The sequence below is a fragment of the Bacillus sp. FSL H8-0547 genome, from assembly GCA_038002745.1.
GTDB lineage: Bacteria > Bacillota > Bacilli > Bacillales > Bacillaceae > Bacillus_P.
The window spans coordinates 3,160,319-3,182,869 of record JBBODD010000001.1; the positions used below are offsets into that span (position 1 = coordinate 3,160,319).

Annotated in this window: 22 protein-coding genes; 20 read left to right on the top strand and 2 right to left on the bottom strand. The window is 42.9% G+C overall.

Translation table 11 applies throughout. The features are described 5' to 3' along the window. The first annotated feature begins 89 nt into the window (after positions 1 to 89). From MHB63_15580 to phoU, 9 genes are all read left to right on the top strand, one after another. On the top strand, positions 90 to 572 hold the full coding sequence (locus MHB63_15580) for a DUF456 family protein (protein ID MEK3807942.1): 483 nt from the start codon (positions 90 to 92) through the stop codon (positions 570 to 572). A 117-nt stretch (positions 573 to 689) separates the two neighbouring features. Further along, the gene (sodA, locus tag MHB63_15585) at positions 690 to 1,298 is read left to right on the top strand and encodes a superoxide dismutase SodA (GenBank protein MEK3807943.1); all 609 of its coding nucleotides are present in this window, start codon (positions 690 to 692) and stop codon (positions 1,296 to 1,298) included. Positions 1,299 to 2,216: 918 nt separating this feature from the next. After that, positions 2,217 to 3,512 (top strand): MFS transporter, encoded by a 1,296-nt coding sequence (locus tag MHB63_15590; GenBank protein ID MEK3807944.1) that lies wholly within the window; start codon positions 2,217 to 2,219, stop codon positions 3,510 to 3,512. A gap of 140 nt (positions 3,513 to 3,652) precedes the next feature. Continuing rightward, positions 3,653 to 5,815: a penicillin-binding protein 2 gene (locus MHB63_15595; GenBank protein MEK3807945.1), complete on the top strand. Its 2,163-nt coding sequence runs from the start codon at positions 3,653 to 3,655 to the stop codon at positions 5,813 to 5,815. Positions 5,816 to 6,046: 231 nt separating this feature from the next. Then, positions 6,047 to 7,021 (top strand): PstS family phosphate ABC transporter substrate-binding protein, encoded by a 975-nt coding sequence (locus MHB63_15600; protein ID MEK3807946.1) that lies wholly within the window; start codon positions 6,047 to 6,049, stop codon positions 7,019 to 7,021. A 73-nt stretch (positions 7,022 to 7,094) separates the two neighbouring features. After that, a complete protein-coding gene (gene pstC / locus MHB63_15605; protein ID MEK3807947.1) occupies positions 7,095 to 8,036 on the top strand; it encodes a phosphate ABC transporter permease subunit PstC in 942 nt (313 codons plus the stop codon). Position 8,037: 1 nt separating this feature from the next. Then, on the top strand, positions 8,038 to 8,916 hold the full coding sequence (pstA, locus tag MHB63_15610; protein ID MEK3807948.1) for a phosphate ABC transporter permease PstA: 879 nt from the start codon (positions 8,038 to 8,040) through the stop codon (positions 8,914 to 8,916). A gap of 35 nt (positions 8,917 to 8,951) precedes the next feature. Continuing rightward, on the top strand, positions 8,952 to 9,776 hold the full coding sequence (gene pstB / locus MHB63_15615; protein ID MEK3807949.1) for a phosphate ABC transporter ATP-binding protein PstB: 825 nt from the start codon (positions 8,952 to 8,954) through the stop codon (positions 9,774 to 9,776). 105 nt (positions 9,777 to 9,881) lie between these two features. Next, positions 9,882 to 10,541, top strand: coding sequence for a phosphate signaling complex protein PhoU (phoU, locus tag MHB63_15620; protein ID MEK3807950.1), 660 nt, complete (start codon positions 9,882 to 9,884; stop codon positions 10,539 to 10,541). Between the two features lie 100 nt (positions 10,542 to 10,641). Here phoU and MHB63_15625 read toward each other — a convergent pair whose 3' ends face one another. Then, on the bottom strand, positions 10,642 to 11,118 hold the full coding sequence (locus tag MHB63_15625) for a hypothetical protein (GenBank protein ID MEK3807951.1): 477 nt from the start codon (positions 11,116 to 11,118) through the stop codon (positions 10,642 to 10,644). Further along, complete coding sequence (locus tag MHB63_15630; protein MEK3807952.1) at positions 11,115 to 11,462, bottom strand: hypothetical protein; 348 nt, start codon at positions 11,460 to 11,462, stop codon at positions 11,115 to 11,117. Before MHB63_15630 ends, MHB63_15625 begins: the two co-directional genes overlap by 4 nt. A 198-nt stretch (positions 11,463 to 11,660) precedes the next feature. Between MHB63_15630 and MHB63_15635 the strand changes: the two genes are divergently transcribed. From MHB63_15635 to MHB63_15685, 11 genes are all read left to right on the top strand, one after another. Beyond that, positions 11,661 to 13,346 carry a glycosyltransferase family 4 protein gene (locus tag MHB63_15635; protein ID MEK3807953.1) on the top strand — a complete coding sequence of 562 codons (1,686 nt, stop codon included), beginning with the start codon at positions 11,661 to 11,663 and terminating at the stop codon, positions 13,344 to 13,346. Positions 13,347 to 13,351: 5 nt separating this feature from the next. Then, positions 13,352 to 14,401, top strand: coding sequence for an NDP-sugar synthase (locus MHB63_15640; GenBank protein ID MEK3807954.1), 1,050 nt, complete (start codon positions 13,352 to 13,354; stop codon positions 14,399 to 14,401). Positions 14,402 to 14,510: 109 nt separating this feature from the next. After that, positions 14,511 to 14,660 carry a 50S ribosomal protein L33 gene (gene rpmG / locus MHB63_15645; GenBank protein MEK3807955.1) on the top strand — a complete coding sequence of 50 codons (150 nt, stop codon included), beginning with the start codon at positions 14,511 to 14,513 and terminating at the stop codon, positions 14,658 to 14,660. 64 nt (positions 14,661 to 14,724) lie between these two features. Continuing rightward, positions 14,725 to 15,291, top strand: a complete 567-nt coding sequence (locus MHB63_15650) for a 5-formyltetrahydrofolate cyclo-ligase (protein MEK3807956.1) — start codon at positions 14,725 to 14,727, stop codon at positions 15,289 to 15,291. Continuing rightward, on the top strand, positions 15,284 to 16,054 hold the full coding sequence (locus MHB63_15655) for a DUF92 domain-containing protein (GenBank protein ID MEK3807957.1): 771 nt from the start codon (positions 15,284 to 15,286) through the stop codon (positions 16,052 to 16,054). Before MHB63_15650 ends, MHB63_15655 begins: the two co-directional genes overlap by 8 nt. Positions 16,055 to 16,121: 67 nt before the next feature. Continuing rightward, a complete protein-coding gene (locus MHB63_15660) occupies positions 16,122 to 16,298 on the top strand; it encodes a hypothetical protein (GenBank protein ID MEK3807958.1) in 177 nt (58 codons plus the stop codon). A gap of 190 nt (positions 16,299 to 16,488) precedes the next feature. Beyond that, a complete protein-coding gene (locus MHB63_15665) occupies positions 16,489 to 17,658 on the top strand; it encodes a rhomboid family intramembrane serine protease (protein ID MEK3807959.1) in 1,170 nt (389 codons plus the stop codon). Positions 17,659 to 17,803: 145 nt separating this feature from the next. Further along, positions 17,804 to 18,004 (top strand): YqgQ family protein, encoded by a 201-nt coding sequence (locus tag MHB63_15670; GenBank protein ID MEK3807960.1) that lies wholly within the window; start codon positions 17,804 to 17,806, stop codon positions 18,002 to 18,004. A 67-nt stretch (positions 18,005 to 18,071) separates the two neighbouring features. Further along, positions 18,072 to 19,040 (top strand): ROK family glucokinase, encoded by a 969-nt coding sequence (locus MHB63_15675; protein ID MEK3807961.1) that lies wholly within the window; start codon positions 18,072 to 18,074, stop codon positions 19,038 to 19,040. 352 nt (positions 19,041 to 19,392) lie between these two features. Further along, positions 19,393 to 21,276, top strand: a complete 1,884-nt coding sequence (locus tag MHB63_15680; GenBank protein MEK3807962.1) for an LTA synthase family protein — start codon at positions 19,393 to 19,395, stop codon at positions 21,274 to 21,276. A gap of 131 nt (positions 21,277 to 21,407) precedes the next feature. After that, on the top strand, positions 21,408 to 22,550 hold the full coding sequence (locus MHB63_15685; GenBank protein ID MEK3807963.1) for a M14 family metallocarboxypeptidase: 1,143 nt from the start codon (positions 21,408 to 21,410) through the stop codon (positions 22,548 to 22,550). The last annotated feature ends 1 nt before the right edge of the window (position 22,551 follow it).

The following is a 22,551-nucleotide window of genomic DNA, read 5'->3' on the forward strand; positions in this document are numbered from 1 at the left end:
AAATCAGACTTAATAAGCTATAATGAAAGCAAGGGCTGCGGCTCTTGCTTTTTTTCATGACTAAATAAGAAGGTGTGGTGTTTTCCGAATTGGAAGCTTTATATTGGACACTGATTATTATCATGTTTGTTATTGGATTTGCAGGCCTGATTTATCCGATTATCCCGAGCGTTCTTTTCATTGTCGGCGGATTCCTTCTTTTTGGAGCCTTCTTTGGCTTTGAGGAATTCGGCTATCAATTCTGGCTGATTGAGGGAGTCTTCGTCGCAGTTTTATTTGCCGCGGACTATGTGGCAAATTTGATGGGGGTCAAAAGAGTCGGGGGAAGCAAGGCTGCCATTTGGGGAAGCACGATTGGACTTTTGATCGGTCCATTTATTATCCCGATAGCGGGAATCATTATTGGCCCGTTTGTCGGTGCAGTGCTTGCAGAGCTCCTCGTTCACAAAAAAGACTTTAATGAATCTGTAAAAGTCGGCCTGGGATCTCTTATTGGATTTATATCCGGGGTTTTTGCCAAAACGATTATTCAGCTCGTTATGATCGGTTATTTCCTGTATACCGTTCTCTGACGTGCAGAACATTCCAAAAAGCCGTGCATATAAATTGAAACAATCGGTCAATTTTGGTAATCTTAATGTGACAAGCTTAGGCTTAGCAACTACATACCATTCGAGGAGGAGATTTAAATGGCTTACGAACTACCGCAACTGCCTTACGCATATGATGCACTTGAACCGCATATCGATAAGGAAACAATGAACATTCACCACACGAAACACCATAACACATACATCACGAACGTGAATGCTGCTCTAGAAGGTCATGACGATCTTCTCAGCAAAAGTGTTGAAGAACTTGTTTCAAATCTTGACGCAGTGCCTGAATCTGCACGCACAGCTGTACGCAACAACGGCGGCGGCCATGCGAACCACAGCCTGTTCTGGACAATCCTTTCACCAAACGGCGGAGGAGCTCCATCAGGAGAACTAGCTGACAAAATCAACAGCAAATTCGGAAGCTTTGAAACATTCAAAGAAGAATTCGCCAAAGCCGGCGCTACGCGTTTTGGATCAGGCTGGGCTTGGCTTGTTGTAAACAATGGAGAGCTTGAAGTAACAAGCACTCCAAACCAGGACTCTCCTCTAATGGAAGGCAAAACGCCGATCCTTGGTCTTGATGTCTGGGAGCATGCTTACTACCTGAACTACCAAAACCGCCGTCCTGACTACATCGGAGCTTTCTGGAACGTTGTAAACTGGGATGAAGTAAACAGACGCTACGAAGAAGCAAAATAATAGACGTGAAAAAACAGGGAATCTTGGATTTCCTGTTTTTTTATTTGCCTTCATCAGCTGAAAGTGTATATCAGGCAGGTATAATAGTCCTTACACCATTCAGAATTGGTTTTGAGCTGAAAGTAACAAAGCAGGCATCTTACGGAAAAAAGAGCGAAAGTTAGCATAAGAAAGGGATGGAATCGTACGGTATAAAAAGAGTGCGGGTGCAAGATAGAACAAGAAAGAGGTGGAATCGTACGGTATAAAAAGAGTGCGGGTGCAAGATAGCATAAGAAGTGGATGGAATCGTACGGTATAAAATGAGTGCGGGTGCAAGATAGAACAAGAAAGAGGTGGAATCGTACGGTATAAAAAGAGTGCGGATGCAATATAGCGTAAGAAGTGGATGGAATCGTACGGTATAAAAAGAGTGCGGATGCAAGATAGTGTAAGAAAGGGATGGAATCGTACGGTATAAGAAGAGCGCAGGTGCAAGATAGCGTAAGAAGTGGATGGAATCGTACGGTATAAAAAGAGTGCGGATGCAAGATAGTGTAAGAAAGGGATGGAATCGTATGGTATAAGAAGAGTGCAGGTGCAAGATAGCGTAAGAAGGCGATTCCGCTTTTCGTGTTGTCCAGCTCCGCCTCCCAGCCCTTCCGTCAGAACAAAATCCCCCAAAAAGTCAAACCCGGACTTTTCGGGTGATTTCTTTTCTGCCTGTCAGGGCTAAACGGTCGGCTCCGCTTTTCGTGTTGTCCAGCTCCATCGCCCAACTCCTCGTCCAGAACGGCTCCGCCGCAAAAAGCAAACCCGGCTTTTTCCGTCGGATCCTTTTCTGTCCTTCGGAGCTAACCGGGCGATTCCGCTTTTCGGTGCATATCTCCCCCCCCTTTACACAGACTAATTAGTAGCTGATGAAGGGGAGTTTTAGGTATGTCTAAGCTGCAGAAAGTCTTTGGTAATGTGGAAGTTAACCGTGATTTGCTTCTGCTTCTGACGATTGGGGGCATGTATTCTTTAGGGATTGCCCTCTCGAATGCTTTTGTTAATGTGTATTTGTGGAAGCAGTCCGGCAGTTTTTTGGATTTAGGGATCTATAATCTGACGATTGTAATCATGCAGCCCATTACATTTATTATTGCCGGGAGATGGGCAAAAAAAATTGACCGGGTGATTGTGTTTCGTCTTGGTGTTGCATTCCTGGCTGTATTTTATCTGTCTGTTCTCTTAATTGGGGACAGGGCAGCAGACAATTTGATTTTGCTTGGAGGTCTTCTTGGGATAGGCTCAGGTTTTTACTGGCTTTCCTTTAATGTACTGACATTTGAAATTACAGAACCTGAGACAAGGGACTTTTTTAACGGATTTTTAGGGGTCATGACTTCCTCTGCTGGAATGATCGGCCCGATTGTCGCCGGTTTTGTCATCTCAAGGCTTGCAGGAGACACGGGATACAAAACAATCTTTTCCCTGTCGCTTGCCCTGTTTTTTTGTGCAGTGATTCTAAGTCTCTTCTTAAAAAGAAGGCATGCAAACGGGCGTTTTCTGCTTATGGATGTTTTAAAAGAGAGAAAGCGGAATATGAACTGGCGCATGATTACGAACGCTCACTTCTTTCAGGGGCTCAGGGAAGGGACATTTATTTTTGTCATTGGAGTCCTTGTTTTTATCACGACCGGCAGCGAACTTGCTCTGGGGAAGTATGGGCTGATTAACTCTGCGGTTGCTTTCGTTTTTTATTATCTGGCTACAAGGATGATTACGAAGAAAATGAGGAAGAAATTTATCCTGGCAGGGGGAATTCTGCTTTATGCCTCCATTTTCCTGCTCCTGTTTGATCTGACCTATGCAAAGCTCATCATCTATGCGATTTCCATTGCGGTCGCCTATCCGCTTCTGCTTGTTCCCTACATTTCATTGACCTACGATGTGATTGGTCGGTCATGGAACGCGGGAGAAGCAAGGATCGAATACATTGTCGTCAGAGAACTGTTTTTAAACATGGGAAGAATTACATCCATTCTGCTGTTTATTCTTTCTGTCACGCTATTCGATGAGAAACAGAGCATTCCTTTTCTGCTTGCCATCATAGGGGCAGGGCACAGCTGTATTTATTTTTTCATCAGGAAGGTTTCGCTGCCTGAAACAAATGAACCCATTGATAAAAAAGAAGTTAACGGACAGAAAAAAATGCCTGAGCCGAACCTTGTAGATGGAGAAAGCAGCTGACACGGCATATGACAATCGTGTTACAACTGTCGAAAATAATAGAAATTAGTCGATTTTTTTCATAAACTAGAGGATAGACACCATGTTATGGTGTCTATTTCAATTTTCGGAACCTGATATCGACAATAAGGCGGTGCAGCATGACAAAGAAAAAGAAACGGACAGTCCCGCTTCGCTTGAATATCCTGTTTTTTCTTATCTTCCTGTTATTTTCAGGAATGATTTTAAGGCTTGGCATTGTCCAGATTGTATATGGAGAAGATTACCGCAAAGAAGTTGAGCGCACGGAAGAAGTAACGATCAGCACTTCTGTCCCGCGGGGGAAAATCTTTGACAGAAACTACAATACCATTGTAGACAATAAGCCGATCAAAGCGATTACATATACAAGATCGGCTTCTTCTGATCAAGAGGAGCGACTTGAAACAGCAGCCAAACTTGCCAAGATTTTTGACCAGGACAGAACGGACTCAAAAGAGGACCAGGAAGCTCTGGAGAACGAGTTAAAGAAAATAACGGAAAGAGATAAAAAAGATTATTGGATCTTAACGCGTCCGGAGAAGGCGGAAAAGAAAATCACGAAAGCGGACCGTCAGAAGGTGCTCGACGGTGTAATGAGCGATGAGGATCTGTATGATCTGCAGCTTGAGAGAATAACGGAAAACGAGCTGAAGGAAATCACCCAGGAAGAGCTTAAAGTCCTTGCGATTAAACGGGAAATGGACAGCGGCTATGCCCTGACGCCCCGGATTATAAAAAAAGACAACATTTCTGAAAAGGAATTCGCTTTTATCAGCGAGAACCTTGATGAACTGCCGGGTATCGACATTACAACAGACTGGCAGCGCAACTATGTATTTGATAAAACACTCCGAACCCTTATAGGCAGCATCTCTTCTTCTGAAGAGGGGATACCCCAGGACAGACTGGACTATTTCACTTCCCGTGAGTACAGCCGAAATGACAGAGTAGGGAAAAGCTATCTGGAATATCAATATGAAGACATTCTGCAGGGCCAAAAAGCAAAGGCCCGCAACATCACAGATAAGTCGGGGAACATCCTTGATACAGAAATCATTACTGAAGGAAAGAGCGGCAAAGACTTGATCATGACAGTCGATGTAGAGCTTCAGCAGGAAGTTGAAAAAATCATCGAAGAAGAATTGACAGCTGCCAAAAAGAAATCAGGAACTGCTCTTCTTGACCGGGCGTTTGTCGTCATGATGGACCCAAGAAACGGTGAAGTGCTTTCTATGGCAGGAAAACAAATTAAAAAAGATGAAAATGGAAAAACCGTCATTGATGATTATGCCCTGGGCACGATGACAAGCTCATACACAATGGGGTCGGCTGTAAAAGGGGCCACTGTCCTGTCAGGTTTTCAATCAGGCGTGATTAAGCCTGGAAGCATACAGCTGGACGAACCTCTTTACATTAAAGGCTCACCGCCTAAAAAGTCCTATCAGACAATGGGAAACATCAATGATCTTGAAGCGCTTCAGAGATCTTCCAATGTATACATGTTCAAAACAGCCATTGCTATGGCTGATGGAGAGTATAGACGAAATAAATCACTGCCTCTTGATACATCAGCCTTTTCCGTGCTTAGAAACTACTACAGCCAGTTTGGCCTTGGCGTAAAAACGGGCATAGACCTTCCAAATGAAGCAACAGGCTTTAAAGGAAGGGATGTTACCCCCGGACTGCTTCTTGATTTATCAATCGGACAATATGACACGTATACGCCGCTTCAGCTTGCGCAGTATGTTTCTACTATTGCAAATGGCGGCTATCGGATGAAGCCGCAGCTAGTGAAGGAAATCAGAGAACCTTCTCCGAAAGACAATCTTGGATCAGTGATTGAATCCATTAATCCTGAAGTACTTAACAAGGTTGAAATGAAGCCTGAGTATGTTGAACGTGTTCAAGAAGGGTTCAGAAAGGTCATGCAGGAGAAAAGAGGGACTGCCTACGGTTATTTTATGGGAGCGGATTATCTTCCTGCAGGCAAAACAGGGACAGCGCAGGCATTTTACGATGGACCTAATAAAGACCAGTTCCTTTCGCCTACTTATAATCTGACCCTTGTCGGCTATGCGCCTCATAACAATCCCGAAATTGCCTTTTCAGTGGTTGTACCATGGGCCTATGATAAAGCAAGCAATTCTCACCCAATCAATAACCTGATCGGACGAAGAATCATGGATAAGTATTTCGAACTGAAAAGCGAACAGAGCAAAGAAGGCATTGAAGAAGGCGTCGGCCAGCCTGAAAATGCAAGGGAATTAGAAGAAGCTGAATAAAAACATGGGATAAAGAGGACAATAAAAGCACTCAAATGAGAGTGCTTTTTTTGTGTTACATTGGCTGAAAGTCTGCTGGAGCAATCATGAAGCCGGCATCTTTTCATCATTCGACAAAAAGGTTCATGCATTTACAAAACCTTAACATTCGATTAAAACCATGTTAACACTTAGGCGTTATTGTATTACTTGTAGGACAAAAACACCACTTTGTAGGGGGAATTAAGAAATATGAAAAGCTTCAAATTTTTAGCCATGACTATTATGATTTCGTCTTTGCTTGCATTCGCAGCAGCATGCGGAAATGGTGACAACACAGAAGGAAACGGTTCTGAAGACAAAACTTCTGAAGAAGCAGCTCAATTAGAAGGTGAAGTTGGAATCGACGGATCATCAACTGTTGCTCCTATCGGTGAAGCAGTTTCTGAAGAATTCGCTATGGAACATCAAGGTGTTAAAGCTCCAATCGGCGTCTCAGGAACTGGCGGCGGATTTGAGAAATTCGTAGCAGGCGAAACGGACATTTCTCAGGCGTCACGTCCAATTAAAGATGAAGAAGCACAAGCAGCTAAAGACGCTGGCATTGAATACACAGAACTTCAAGTTGCCTTTGACGGACTTTCAGTTGTTGTAAATAAAGAAAATGATTTCATTAAAGAACTAACGGTTGAAGACCTTAAAAAGATCTGGGTTGAAGACGGAAAAGAAAAGAAATGGTCTGATATTAACCCTGACTGGCCGAACGAGCCAATCAAGCTTTTCTCTCCTGGAACAGATTCAGGAACATATGACTACTTCAATGAAGTAATCCTTGAAGATGAAGCAGTAGCAAAGCAAGCAACACTTTCTGAAGATGACAATGTACTAGTTAAAGGTGTGCAGGGCGACAAAACTGCTATGGGATTCTTCGGTTATGCGTATTACCTTGAAAACAAAGATACACTTAAAGTTGTTCCGATTGTAAACGAAGAAGGCAAAGCAGTTGAGCCGACAAATGAATCAGTTGAGTCTGGCGAATACAACCCGCTTTCACGTCCTCTTTACATCTATGTAAACAATGCTTCAATGAAAGAAAAGCCTCAAGTTGCTGAGTATGTGAAGTTCTACTTGGAAAACGCTGGCGCTCTTGCTGAAGAAGTTGGATACGTAAGCCTTCCAGAAGAAAAGTACACAGAGCAGCTTGAAACAATCGAAGGTTTAAAATAATTTAAAATCTAATAGATGAGAAGCATAAAACTGCTTCTCATCTTCCCATGTTTTGGAAAGGGGTTTTCGCATTATGGCAACAGAAACAAGCCGCTCTGTCAGCGAGCTGATCAGAGAAAAAAAAGAGAAAAGATCCTGGATGAGATCTACCGAGAAAATGGTACCTGCATTTTTATTGCTTACAGCTGTCATTTCTGTCCTTACAACAGTAGGAATTGTATTGACTCTTATTGTTGAAACGGTCACGTTTTTCAGTAAAGTGCCTCTGCTTGATTTTATAACACAGCGGGAATGGTATCCGTTTTTTGAAAGTGATCCATCCTATGGGATTATTACACTGATTTCTGGAACAGTTCTTGTAGCAGTGATTGCAATGGTTGTTGCTTTGCCTATTGGTTTGGCATCTGCTATTTATTTGAGTGAGTATGCATCAGACCGGGTAAGAAGAATCATAAAGCCGATTCTTGAAGTACTTGCCGGGATACCGACTATTGTGTACGGATTCTTCGCCCTGACATTTGTTACACCACTGCTTCGTTCGATCATGCCTGATCTTGGATTTTTCAATGCTCTGAGCCCGGGTATCGTGGTAGGAATTATGATCATACCGATGATTGCTTCATTATCTGAGGATGCCATGACATCTGTTCCAAGAGCAATGAGAGAAGGAGCTCTTGCACTTGGATCAACAAAATTTGAAGTTGCCATCAAGGTAGTGCTTCCGGCTGCCATCTCTGGTGTCATTGCTTCATTCGTACTGGCTATTTCACGTGCAATCGGCGAAACGATGATTGTTACACTTGCAGGCGGTGCTACACCTAAGCTGACATTTGATCCGACGGAATCGATTCAGACAATGACAGCTTATATTGTTCAAGTAAGTTCAGGTGATGCAGGTTACGGAACTACAATTTATTACAGTATTTATGCTGTAGGGATGACACTTTTCCTGTTCACGTTAATCATGAACCTGCTTGCACAGTTTATTTCCCGCCGTTTCAGGGAGGAATACTAAGATGAACTACATTAATAAAGATAAAGTCGCAAAGAAAATGAGCAGCAGGCTTGCGGTTAACGGAATATATAAAGGAATCTTTATGATTGCCACAAGCTTTGCTCTCGTTGTTCTCGGAATTCTCTTATATCGGATATTCACTCAAGGATTTAGCTTTTTAACACCGGAGTTCTTTCAGAATTTCGCATCAAGAAGACCATCTGCCTCAGGAATCAAAGCAGCTTTGGTCGGTTCTCTCTGGGTTATGGCTGTTGTCATTCCGACTGGACTAATTCTAGGTGTTGGAACGGCATTATATATGGAAGAATACGCTAAGAAAAATAAATTCACGAATTTCCTGCAAGTAAATATTGCAAACCTTGCCGGAGTTCCGTCGATCGTTTTTGGACTCTTGGGTCTTACTGTATTTGTCCGTTACTTTGAACTTGGAAGAAGCATTTTAGCCGGAGGGTTTACAATGGCGCTTCTAGTTCTTCCAGTTATTGTAGTTGCGTCTCAGGAAGCCATTAGAGCAGTACCTAAAGAGCTGCGTGAAGCTTCTTTCGGTATGGGGGCAACTAAGTGGCAGACTATCCGCAGGGTTGTTTTGCCTGCTGCTATACCAGGTATCTTAACAGGGAGCATACTTGCTTTCTCAAGGGCAATAGGCGAAACAGCGCCTCTTCTAGTTGTAGGTGCATTTGCATTCGTTAACTATCTGCCTGAGAGTGTAATGAGTACATTTACCGTTATGCCAATTCAGATCTTTAACTGGGCTTCAAGACCACAGGCTGATTTCCAGGATGTAGCTGCTGCCGGAATTATCGTTCTGTTTATCTTCCTGATTGTCATGAACTCCGTGGCTGTCTTGATTCGAAACAAGTTCCAGAAAAATTATTAAACATGCTTTGAAATGGATGAAGGAGGTTTCACACGATGGAAATGACAAAAGTTGTGAAAGAGCGGAAGGAAAATGAGGAGTTTGCGGCGAATGCTGAAAAAGAAAAAAGCATCGTCTATAAAACAGACAACCTGAATCTTTGGTACGGAAATGACCAGGCATTGAAAAATATTGACCTTAATATCTATGAAAATGAAGTAACAGCGATTATCGGACCTTCAGGCTGCGGTAAATCAACTTACATTAAAACATTGAACCGCATGGTTGAACTGATCCCTACAGTCCGCACATCAGGCAAGATTATCTACCGCGGAAAAAATATCTTTGATAAGGGCTATGGGGTTGAAGACCTTCGCACAAGAGTCGGAATGGTGTTTCAAAAGCCAAATCCGTTCCCTAAGTCTATTTATGACAATGTGGCATACGGACCAAGAATACATGGTATCCGCGATAAAAAGACGCTTGATGCCATCGTTGAAAAAAGCTTAAAAGGCGCAGCCATCTGGGATGAAGTGAAAGACCGCTTAAAAGAAAATGCATACGGCCTTTCAGGCGGACAGCAGCAGCGTCTGTGCATCGCGCGCTGTCTTGCAATTGAACCGGACGTGATCCTGATGGATGAGCCGACATCTGCACTTGACCCGATCTCAACGTTAAAAGTGGAAGAGCTTGTTCAGGAATTGAAAAAGCAGTACAGCATCGTGATTGTTACTCATAACATGCAGCAGGCTGCACGTATTTCCGACCGTACAGCATTCTTCCTCAACGGCGAAGTTGTGGAATACGCTCATACTGACAAGCTGTTCTCAAACCCGTCTGATAAACGTACAGAAGATTACATCACAGGACGTTTCGGTTAATAAAGGTAAGTCGTGCAAAACGATCAGTTTGCACGGCTTATTCCTGTATGATTTACTAGAATAAACACACACTGCTGAATGATGATACTATTGGAGGGAAGCGACATGGTAGTAAGAGAGAAGTTTGAATATGATCTTAAAATTCTTCAGGATAAACTAAATGAAATTGCAAGCCTTTCCGTAAAATCGCTGTCGGATGCGATCAGTGCTCTTGAAACAAGAAATGTAGAAGCAGCGCTTGAAATTATCGAAAATGATGAAAGAATTGATGATCTGGATGAAGAAATCAATGACCTGGCCATCCTCCTGATTGCCAAGCAGCAGCCTGTTGCCATTGATCTGAGAAGAATTATCGTTGCCATTAAAATCTCCAACGACATCGAAAGAATGGCTGACTTTGCCGTTAATATTGCAAAATCAACAATCAGAATCGGGGACGAGCCTTTATTTAAACCGATTGAAAGCATTAAAAAAATGCATGCGATTGCTGTGGAAATGTTGTCCCTGTCTGTAAAGGCATATAACGACGAAGATGTTGTCCTTGCCAAACAAGTAGCGGAGATGGATGATCAGGTAGATGATTTATACGGCCAGACAATCCGTGAACTGCTTGAAATCATGCCTGAGCGCAAAGAGCTTATGCAGCAGCTTACTCAGCTGATGTTTGTCTGCAGATACATCGAACGCACGGCTGACCATGCGACAAATATCTCTGAAAGCGTCCTTTACCTCGTAAAAGGCAGAAGATACGACCTTAACGCCTAAACCATCAAAAAAGCTTGCCGCATATGCGGCAAGCTTTTTTATGTACGGAAATCCCAAATAGAAAAATGAACGCCTTGAATTCTCTGGCGTTCATTCCTTGTTATTTTACGAGAACATTTACAATCTCGCTGAAGCTCATGCCTTTTTTTAGCTGGAATGTTCCCATGCGTACTTTTGTATGATAATTTCCGTTTATGACAAAATCGTTAAACTCGCTTGCTGATTCGATAACGCCTTCCTGTTCGAGAATGCGCGAAACATCAGATGTCGCCATGCCGTCTACAATTTTAAGGGTATAGTTTTCCTGCTGTGGTTTTTCTTCTGCAGGTTTTTCAGCCTGTTTTTGCTTTTCGATTAAAGCCTTTTCTTTAAAGGCGATCAATTCGTCATATTCTTTCGTATCAACAGCTGTCTGGCCATTTTTAATTAAGTATTCTTTGATGTCATTTTCAGTTACTTCTCTATCGACAGTCACAGTCGCTTTATCGTTGGTTTCTCCGAAAAAGTGAGTGGCAGCGAGTACAGATGTGGAAAGAATCATTCCTGCTGCGAACGATTGAAATCCTTTTCTGCTCATGTTAGGACCCTCTCATTCTTTTTAAGAATGTCTCTGATTTCGTCCTCGCTTAAGTATTCAGAACGTGCAATGGCTTCAGTGGATAATCCTTGATTATGCTTTAAAACAATGCGCTGAAGCGTTTGAGGATCAATTGAATCATAATCTGAAAGCTGAAGGCCGTTTTGCAGAATTTCTTCTTCTAAAACTCTGACTTTTTTCTTCAGCTTGTAGATCTCCTGCATAGATGATACGGACAGGTGCTCTACTTCCTGTTCAATGTCTTTAACGGAATCTCTCTGAAAAAATGAGACGCCAATTAAAAGGATGCTTACGGCAAAAAGGGCAATAATCATAATCTCCATTTTATTCACCTTCTAATATTTTTTCCCTTTTTCTTTATACCACAAAAAGCTTAAGGACTAAAGGAAATTCGTAGATATTGTCGAAAATTGTCCCTATTGGATCAGCTTTTTTCCATTGCCGGATTTATGTCATAATAAGGAGAAAAAATGGGTGTGCGGGAAATGCCAATGAATCAAGTGAAGAGAGGGGGAATAGCAGTGGAAATCATTCATGAAAAGGGGACAGGAATCAGTCTCGCCAGAAAACGGTCAGGTTTGTATGCAAGCTTGCATATTGATGAGCCGGATCAAAGGATTGTGTCCGCTCTATTCGGCAAAGCGTTTTCCCTCCTTGGAATTAAGATTCGCTTTTTCAGGCAGGCAGAAGGGTTTCTTGCTTATAAGGATATAGAACTGCAACATGAATGGCACGCATTCATTTCATACAGCGGAACGGAAGCAACCTACTTTGCCGATCTTGTCATTTATGATCAAAACAAGGAACTTACACTTGCAAGATCAGACTCCGTTGATGGAGAAACCGGCAGCGGCAGCAGTTCAGATTGGCGATCGTCCTCTCCCAGGACGAACTGGGAACGCTGCTTTTCCGGATACACCTCCTATGGGAATGTTCCAGATGAAATAGATCCGCTAAAGTTTAAGGACATAAACACGAATATGCAGGATGTGGAGGAGATCAAAAGCACGCTCCACAAACTTCACGCTTCTGTTCTTATGATCTCAACAGAATATCCGCCAAATCTGATTGGCGGGCTTGGCCGTCATGTGCATGTCCTTGTTCAAGCCCTCGCTGAAAAAAAGAAAACAGTCATTCTATTAACTGCTGCAGCAGATCACGCTCTGGCAGGCTATGAGAACCCGGCGCCTTTTCTGCACATATTCAGGTTAAAACCCCTGCATAAAACAAGCAATAGCCTTGAAGAGTGGGTGCTGAACATGAACTTTGCTTTCGTTCAGTTTTTGAAAAAAAACAGATGCCTCTCATTTGATCTTGTTCATGTACATGACTGGCTGACTGCCGGAGCCGGACGGGCTGTAAAGGAAGTATGGGGAGTTCCGCTTGCAGCGACCATACATGCGACAGAAATAGGGCGAAACGGGTCCGCATGCACCCGGCTGCAGAAACACATTACTATGGAAGAAAAAAGACTTGTTAAAGATTCTGACAGGGTCATCGTATGCAGCAAATATATGAAGAAACAGGCTGAAGACCAATTAGAAATGGCCCCAGGCAAGTCTGCGGTCATCTATAATGGAATAAATCCGCTGAAAAATAATATGAATGATAAAAATTCTAAAAACAAAAAACCTCTTTTTTTCTCTGGAGAGCCATATATATTTGCAGCGGGGCGGCTGGTCCCCGAAAAAGGATTCGGCGTGCTGCTTGCAGCCATGCCGGAAATTTTAAAGCGTTTTCCTGAAATTAGGCTTATGATTGCAGGAGATGGGCCGTTCCGCAGCGAATATGAAAAACTAGCGAAAGAATTGAACGTTCAAAATCATGTCATATTTCTTGGTTTTTTAGACGATGCACCTCTTCATATATTTTTTAAGAACTGTGAGATGACCGTTGTGCCAAGTTTGTATGAACCCTTTGGAATGATCTCCCTTGAGAGCATGGCAGCGGGGAAGCTTACAATTGCATCTGATACCGGCGGGCTTAAAGAAATCATCCGGCATAGAGAAAACGGTCTTTTATTTGAGCGGGGGAATTCGGAAGCTTTAACATCAGCTATCTTAGAGGCACTAACAAATAAAATATGGGCAGATCGCCTTGCGAAGGAAGGATTGTCTGACGTTTCGCGGCGTTTTTCCTATGATCTGTTTGCAGAGCAAGTGATAGAAGTATATGAAGTGCTGAATTCCATAAAGACAAGGAGCTGAATAAAGTGAAAGCTGTTATCCTCGCAGGCGGAGAAGGCTGCCGGCTCAGACCGCTTACAAATCATTGTCCAAAGCCGCTTGTGCCCATATTGAATAAGCCCGTACTGGAATATAGCCTTGAGCTTCTCAAAAGGCATGGTATAGATGATGTTATTATGACCGTGCATTACTTGTCATCAGCCATCAGGTCCTATTTTGGAGACGGTTCGAAGTGGGGCATCAGAATCACATACAGTGAAGAGGAAATGCCTCTTGGCACAGCAGGGAGCGTCAAGCTTGCAGAAGAGCTTCTGACAGAACCCTTTCTTGTCATCAGCGGGGACATTCTGACCGATTTTGATTTAACAGCAGGCATTGATCATCATTTGTCACACGGTGCCGCTGCGACGATTTTCACAAAGCCGCTGGATCTCCCGATTGAATACGGAGTGCTGCTTTCAAAAGAAGCCCATATCAGCAGGATGTTTGAAAAACCGAAATGGAATGACCTTTCGGACCACTCCATCAATACGGGAATCTATATTTTCAATCCAAGCATTTTCTCTTATCTGGAAGAGTTTGCATGCAGTGACTTCAGCAATGATCTATTTCCTGAAATGATCCGAAATAAAGAAACCATCTCCCTTTTCAGAGCGGATGGGTACTGGTCGGATATTGGAACTCTCTCAAATTACCGCGAAGCACAATTTGATATGCTTGAACATCGGGTGAACCTGGCCCCAAAAGGAAAAGAGATTGCCAAGGGCATCTGGATGGAGGACGGTGTTACCATTCACGATGATGTAACCTTGAAGGGACCAATCTATATCAGCAGCAATACGATTATACATGAAGGGGCTACAGTGGGTCCTCACACTGTATTGTCTGAATCAGCCATCATCCACGAAAAATCTTCCGTTACACATTCCATTCTGTGGGAAAACAGCTATGTAGGAAAATCGTGCAGTCTTGGCGGGATGATCGGGCAGTGCCAGATTCAGGATCACTCAGCTCTCGCAGATATGAATGAAGAGACGGCAAATGCCTGGCAGGAGTACACGAAAAAAAATTCCTAACATCTGTATGAAATAAAATATGAAAATAATGTGGCATTTATTTTTTAAAAATGCTATTATAGTTAAGTCTGATTTAGTATAAGTTTTTTCAGTTTGGAGGGAAATCAACATGCGCGTTAATCTTACATTGGCTTGCACAGAATGCGGCGAACGTAATTACATTTCTAAAAAGAATAAACGTAATAACCCTGATCGTATGGAGCTTAAAAAATACTGCTCTAGAGAGAAAAAGGTTACATTGCACCGCGAAACAAAGTAAGCAGCAGGAATTTTTTCCTTGCTGTTTTTTTTTTACGCGAATTTTAGCAAAGGGAGAATGGCTGATGCTGAAAAAAACATTGAGAAAACAAATGCTGGACCAAATGTCGGAGATGAACCCTGATACATACAGGAGCCTTTGCGGGCGTATACATAAACAACTCTTTCAATCCTCCTGTTGGAAAGACAGCAAGACGATTGGCATTACAATCTCACGCGGCATGGAAGTTGACACAAATAGTATCATTGAAAAAGCGCTGCAGATGAACAAGCGTGTAGCTATTCCGAGATGCTTGCCGAAAACCAGGGAAATGGAATTTCGCACGTATACATCAGAAGATCAGCTGGAGATTGTTTATTACGGCTTGAAGGAACCCGCTGTTTCAAAAACATCCTTAGTGACGCCTGACGAAATGGATCTTCTATTTGTTCCCGGGGTTTGTTTTAGCAAATTGGGGTACCGGATCGGCTACGGTGGAGGCTATTATGACCGGTATCTTCCTTCATTTGGCGGGATGACGGTCTCTCTTGCCTTTTCTGAACAAATTCTGCCTGAGCTTCCTGCTGAACATCATGATATTCCGGTCAGGAAGATCATAACTGAAGATGAGGTGATCATGACAAGTGGCTGATCTTTCAATTGCCATTCTGTTTATTCTGGGCATTTCTGCTGCAGGATTTAAGCTGAAGTCTTTAACGCTTGGCGGTGCAGCGGCAGCGGCTTGTACCGGCGTCTCCATTTATGCAGGCTTTGGATATCCGGGACTGATATTGCTGGGCGTCTTTTTTGGAAGCTCAAGCTTATGGAGCAAGTACAAGCGGAATCAAAAAGCGAGTGTTGAAGAGATGCTTTTTAAAGGAGACCAAAGGGATGCCGTTCAAGTGTTTGCAAATGGAGGTGCTGCCTCACTTTTAAGTATTCTGTATGCATTTTTTCCGTTTGAGGGGGGATTTGCTGTCTACAGCGCTGCAATTGCTGCTGCAAATGCTGACACCTGGGCTTCAGAGATTGGAACATTGAGCAGAAAGAAGCCGAGAATGATTTTTTCCTTTAAACAAGTGGAGAAAGGAACATCAGGCGCAGTCAGCGTTCTCGGCACAGCAGCCGCAGCGGCAGGATCCGGGCTGATAGCGCTTTGCGCATATGCAGTTTTTGCCCTTGAGCCTAAAGAATTCTATCTGATCTTTCTTATAGGCTTTGCCGGAAATCTGCTGGATACTTTTCTCGGTGCGGCAGTTCAGGTACAGTTTCAATGCCCTTCATGCGGAAAAGTAACAGAAAAAAAGATGCACTGCGGTACGGAAGGAGTGAAAACCGGCGGCTTTCTTGATAATGATGCCGTTAATTTCACCGCGATCCTTGGTGCAGCTGTGCTTGTATTTCTTTTTTATTGACCGAAAGTGAATGATGTATGGATAAAACCGTGATCTCCCGCAGAGAGTAATAGCAGGAGGGATGATCATGCGAAAGGTGAATTCTGTACTTTTGACTATACTCGGAGCTCTTGTCTTTTATCAGTACCGCTACAGGCTGATGAATGCCGTTCTGAGCAGCCCGGCCATCCGGCACCAATTTATACAGCTGTCGATGAGGATACCGTTTATCCGAAATAAGTTTATGTTCCGTGTTTTCCGCTGAAAAGCGCCTCCTGCAGGTGCTTTTTTGTCTTTTTGCAGACATATACTTAATCACAGGCATCAGAAAGACCTCTGGAACACCTGTTGTGCAGGCGGATTTGCAGGCTTCATCAGATTAAGGAACAGGCGCTTTTCTTAACAGGGATGCATGGAGTTGGTATACTATATTTAAAAAGGTCGGAGAGAAGCATATGGGAATGAGGCAGGAACAGTTTTTCTGGAAATATGTTCATGATGCTGTCACGCGGCATAACGATCAGATCATCCGTCTTTCGGACGATGATCAAGAAGTGCTGCTTGCTCCAAATAAAAATAAAGAGTTTCAGCTTATCCGCATCCTGCAGATTGACCTGGACTGGGGCAGTCAGCTTCAGCAGGATATCGAGAGAACCGCATTCAGAATGGATAGGCTTCGCGCGCAAACATTCAAGCACCCTGTCCAGCTTCTGAATATTTATCTCTCTCCCTATCCGCCTGTCGATGATTGGGAACACCGGACCCAAAAACCGCATCAGGAAGGAAAAATAACCATTAAATCGGTTGTTATCCATAAAGACAATGAGCAGAAGATGATTGACTATCTTGGAGCGCTGCTTGGGAAAAGGCTGTCGTTTTTAGAAGATGCAGAAGAAGCAGACATAAGCTTGTTAAAGAAGGAGGCCATCTTTCATTCAAACAAGAAAGCGAATGAAGAAAGGCAGCTTTTCCGTTATGGAAAACCTCTTTTCACCTATTTGTTTATCGGTTTGCAGGTCGGCATGTTTATGCTTCTTGAAGCTTCAGGAGGCAGCCAAAACCCTCAAACGCTTGTTGACTATGGGGCGAAATACAACCCGCTGCTTGCTGACGGGGAATGGTGGCGTTTGTTCACCCCCATTCTTCTTCACATCGGAATCCTTCATCTGCTGATGAATACACTGGCGCTTCTTTATATAGGGGGTGCGGTTGAAAGGATGTACGGGTCTGTAAGGTTTCTGCTTATTTACTTGTTTGCGGGAGCATCAGGAACGCTCGCAAGCTTTGCATTCAGTCCTTCTATATCCGCCGGGGCCTCAGGCGCCATTTTTGGTTGTTTCGGAGCCTTGCTCTATATGGGTATTGCCAAGCCTAAGCTGTTTTTCAGGACAATTGGAACAAATGTCATCTTCATTATCGTTTTGAATCTTCTCTTTGGCTTTGTATTTCCCGGAGTGGATAACGCCGGTCATATCGGAGGTCTTGCAGGAGGATTTCTTGCAGCTTTGATGGTGCAGCTGCCCAAACAGAAGAAATGGGGACTGCGGCTGACAGGAGCTGTTCTTGCATTGTTTTTTACAGGGGGGCTGTATCTTTACGGTTCACTTCTGATAAATGGATTGTAGCGAAGAGCGGTTCCGCTCTTTTTTTGTTCCCTTAAAAATATGTTCTAGTTTTGAATTTTAAAATATCCTCTTGACGGAAAGTGACATTCCTTTATACTTTTATGTAGGTTCATGCAGAATATCTTTGAAATGAGCAGGTGTATTGATGAAAACGATTTACGATATTCAGCAGTTTCTAAAAAAAATGGGAACAATCATATATATTGGAGACAGAGCAGCTGATCTTGAACTGATGGAAATGGAAATCAGGCAAATATATGAATCAAACCTAATGGACGTAAAGGACTACCAAATGGCGATCCTGCTTCTGAGGCAGGAAAGGCAGCGGGTTCTTGAAAAGAAATAGTTCCTGTTGTTTTAAATGATTGTGCAAACGGTTTCTCAAAGACTACAACAAAAAAGGATGACATATTATGACAGATAAATGGCTGGTTGGAATAGATCTTGGCGGTACAACAATTAAAATGGCATTTATCAGCCATTACGGCGAAATGATTGAAAAGTGGGAGATCCCTACAGATAAAAGCGGAAAAACCATTACGACAGATATTGCAAAGGCCATTGACGCCAAACTTGCAGAACTTGGCCAGACAAAAGCAAAGCTTGCCGGCATCGGAATGGGTGCACCCGGACCTGTGAATTTAGAAACAGGACTTGTGTATGAAACTGTGAACCTTGGCTGGAAGAACTACCCGCTAAAACATCATCTTGAAATTGAAACAGGCCTTAGAGCCGTTATTGACAACGATGCAAACATCGCAGCGATCGGCGAGATGTGGAAGGGAGCCGGAGACGGAGCGACGGATGTTATTTGTGTAACGCTTGGCACAGGAGTCGGCGGCGGCATCATTTCAAACGGAACTGTTGTGCATGGTGTAAACGGTGCAGGGGGAGAAATAGGGCACATTACCTCTGTGACTGAAGGCGGAGCACCTTGCAACTGCGGAAAAGAAGGCTGTTTAGAGACAATTGCATCTGCAACGGGCATTGTAAGACTTGCCGTTGAAAAACTGAGCGAAAGTGATGCGCATAGCAGCCTCAGAACCCTTTATGCTGAAAATGGCAGCATTTCGTCTAGAGATGTCTTTGAAGCTTCTGAACAGGGTGATGCTCTTGCAACGGAAGTTGTTGAGTATATTACGAAACAGCTTGGTCTTGCACTTGCAAACCTTTCAAACGGTCTGAATCCGGAGAAGATTGTAATCGGCGGAGGAGTTTCAAGAGCTGGAGAGCACTTAAGAAAAAACACAGAAAAGTATTTCAAGCGTTATGCATTCCCGCGTGTGGCTGAAGGCGCGTCTATATCCATTGCAACTCTTGGCAATGATGCGGGCGTTATTGGCGGAGCGTGGCTTGTAAAAACAAAACTTTCCGCGGTTTAATCGCATATAAAAACCCGGGCAAGCAATACTAAAAGGAGCCTTATCAAAGCAGATAAGGCTCCTTTCTTATTTTAAAGAATATTCAGAAGATATTTACTTTGGCATTTTTGAAACCTTTTTGGGTTTTATACGTCTAACTATAGGGTAAAACGAATAAGCTGAACAACATTACAATTCTATCATCCTATTGTAAGCTAAGTGTTAAAAACGATTGATTTTTTGTTAAAGAAGTATTAAGATATGGTTTAGTTGTTTAATCTGCCTAATTTATGGAAATTAAAGAGAATTTAAAAAAATAAAAAAAAAACGAAATCTTGACTGCGCAGGTTCTAACGAATGAGGAGGTTATGAAATGCGTATCCAATCATTTTCAAAAATTTCATTTTTGCTTATCGCGACATTGTTCATGTGGATCAAAACATACGTTGTCTACAAAACTAGCTTTGATATCAAAATTGAAAATTTCACCCAGGAGTTTATCCTGTTTATTAACCCCCTGAGCTTTCTTTTGTTTATCTTCGGCTTTGGCCTGTTCATGAAAGAGAAGAACCGCAACCGCTATATCCTTGCTGCAAGCATGATCGTTACGTTTGTCCTGCTTGCCAACATTGTTTTTTACCGGTTTTTCAATGACTTCCTGACAATTCCGGTTCTTTTTCAGACAAGCAATATGGGTGACCTGGGAAGCAGCATTTCTTCCCTGTTCGAACCGCTTGATCTGCTATTGCTTGTTGACATTGTCATTCTTGCCTGGCTTATGAAGCGCCCGCACTTTCAGGCAGATGCCACCGTCACAAGAAAAGAAAAATCGGCCTTCTATCTGCTTGTTGCCGGAATCTTTTTCTTTAACCTTGGACTGGCTGAGACAGAACGTCCGCAGCTGCTTACACGTTCCTTTGACCGTGAGATGCTTGTGAAAAACATCAGCGTCTATAATTTCCACATTTATGACGGCGTGCTGCAGTCCAAAACATCTGCACAGCGTGCTCTTGCAGACAGCAACAGTCTTACTGAAATAGAGAACTATGTAAAAGCAAATAAAAAAGAACCGAATAAAGACATGTTCGGAATCGCAAAAGACAGAAACGTTATCCTGGTTTCACTGGAATCAACTCAGAGCTTTGTCATTAACGAAACCATTAACGGCAAAGAAATCACGCCATTTTTAAATGATTTTATCGGTGAAAGCTATAACTTTGAAAACTTTTACCATCAGACAGGACAGGGTAAAACGTCCGATTCTGAATTTATCGTAGAGAATTCATTGTATCCGCTTGGGCGGGGAGCAGTATTCTTTACAAACAGCAACAACGAATATGCAGCGGCTCCTGAGCTGCTTAAAGAGCAAGGATACTATTCGGCCGTTTTCCATGCCAACAATAAAAGCTTCTGGAACCGCGACATCATGTATCAGACACTCGGGTATGACAGGTTCTTTGATGTAAATGACTATGAGGTAAATGAAGAAAATTCTGTCGGATGGGGATTAAAAGACAAAGAGTTCTTTGAACAGTCTGTTGACCATATGAAAGAACTTCCCCAGCCGTTTTACAGCAAGCATATCACGCTTACCAACCACTTCCCGTTTGAACTGAACGAAGAAGACAAAATGGTGGATGAGTTTAACTCAAACAGCAAAACGCTGAATAATTACTTCCCGACTGTGCGCTACCAGGATGAGGCCTTAAAACACTTCATTCAAAAACTAAAAGATGAAGGTCTTTACGAGAACTCCATTATTGTCCTTTATGGCGACCATTACGGCATTTCTGAAAACCACAATGCAGCCATGGGCGAATTCCTAGGCAAAGAAGTGACGCCGTACGATGAAATTCAGCTTCAGAGAGTGCCTTTTGTCATTCACATCCCTGGTGTGACAGATCAGAATCCTAAAACCATTTCTGATGTTTCAGGTCAGATTGATATACGTCCTACACTCATGCATTTGCTTGGCGTAGAGACGAAAGATGAGATTGAATTCGGCAAGGATCTTTTCTCAAAAGATAAACTTCCGTTTACGGTTCTGCGTGATGGAAGCTTCATCACAGACAAATTTGTCTACACAAGCGGCACATGCTACGACAAATCAACAGAGGAGCCTGCTGAAGACAAGGATGCATGTGAACCATATATGGATAAAGCGAAACAGGAGCTTAACTACTCCGATAAAATCATCTATGGTGACCTGCTTCGTTTCTATGATGAAATGAAAAAGGAAAATGAAAAACAAGAATAAACCTGCAAAAGCTTTGGCCCTGTGCCAAAGCTTTTTTTCATTTTCTTTGATCCCCTTTGGAAAATGCTTTAACAAGAAAGCACGCATGCAATCATATGCTGAATATAAGCACATTTTTTGGGGGGATTGAAATGATTGTCAGAGTAAAAAGGGATACACATTTAAAAGAACTGTCCCATCTGCTGAATATACATGAACAGCTCCTGTTTGAGGCAAATCCTGCCTGTTCTGCAGCCTGCATCCTTTCAGGAGAGACGCTCCGCATACCTTTTACCGAGAATGTAAACTGTCACATATCGTCCACTTTCAATGCACCTCATATTAGGAATATAATAGACTTTTATGAGGGTCAGATTCCATTGCCGCCATCACCTGAGTTTATCCAAAAGAAGAGAGCATATGATTACATTGTTTTGCTTGAAGATCTCGAAAAAATCCTTCATGCATATCCTTTTGTAGAAAAACGGACCATTGGACACAGTGTTCTGGGGCTGCCGGTGTATGAGCTTAAAATTGGAAACGGACCCAAAAAAGTCCATATGAACGGCTCCTTTCATGCAAATGAATGGATTACAACATCTGTTCTGATGAACTGGCTTCATGAATATTTAGAAGCGGTTGTTGACGGAGGGTCATTTGAAGGTCATTCCGCAATGGATTTATATCAGCAAGTATCGCTTTCTTTTGTCCCGATGGTCAATCCTGACGGTGTACAGCTTGTACTGAACGGTCTGCCGTCTGATCATCCGCACTATCATTCGACGCTTCAGATGAACAATAACAGCCTTGATTTTGAACAGTGGAAGGCGAATATAAACGGAATTGATCTGAACAATCAATATCCTGCGAACTGGGAGATTGAAAAGGAGAGGAAAATTCCGAAAGCACCGTCTTCAAGGGACTACCCGGGTGACGCGCCGCTGACTGAACCGGAATCCATTATGATGGCAAAGCTTGCGGATACAGAGAATTTTGATATGGTTGTCGCTGTCCATACCCAGGGAGAAGAAATCTATTGGGGATATATGAACTGCGAGCCTGAACAAGCGGGCATCATCGTGAAAGAATTCAGCAGGCAGAGCGGCTATAAAGCGATCAGAACCATTGACAGTCACGCTGGATTCAGGGACTGGTTTGTTTTGGAGCAGAAGAAATGCGGGTATACTATAGAGCTTGGGACGGGAGTGAATCCTCTTCCGCTCAGTCAGTTCGATGAAATTTACAAAAAAAGCAGAGGCATTTTCTGGGCTTCATTATATATGCTGAAATCCTGAA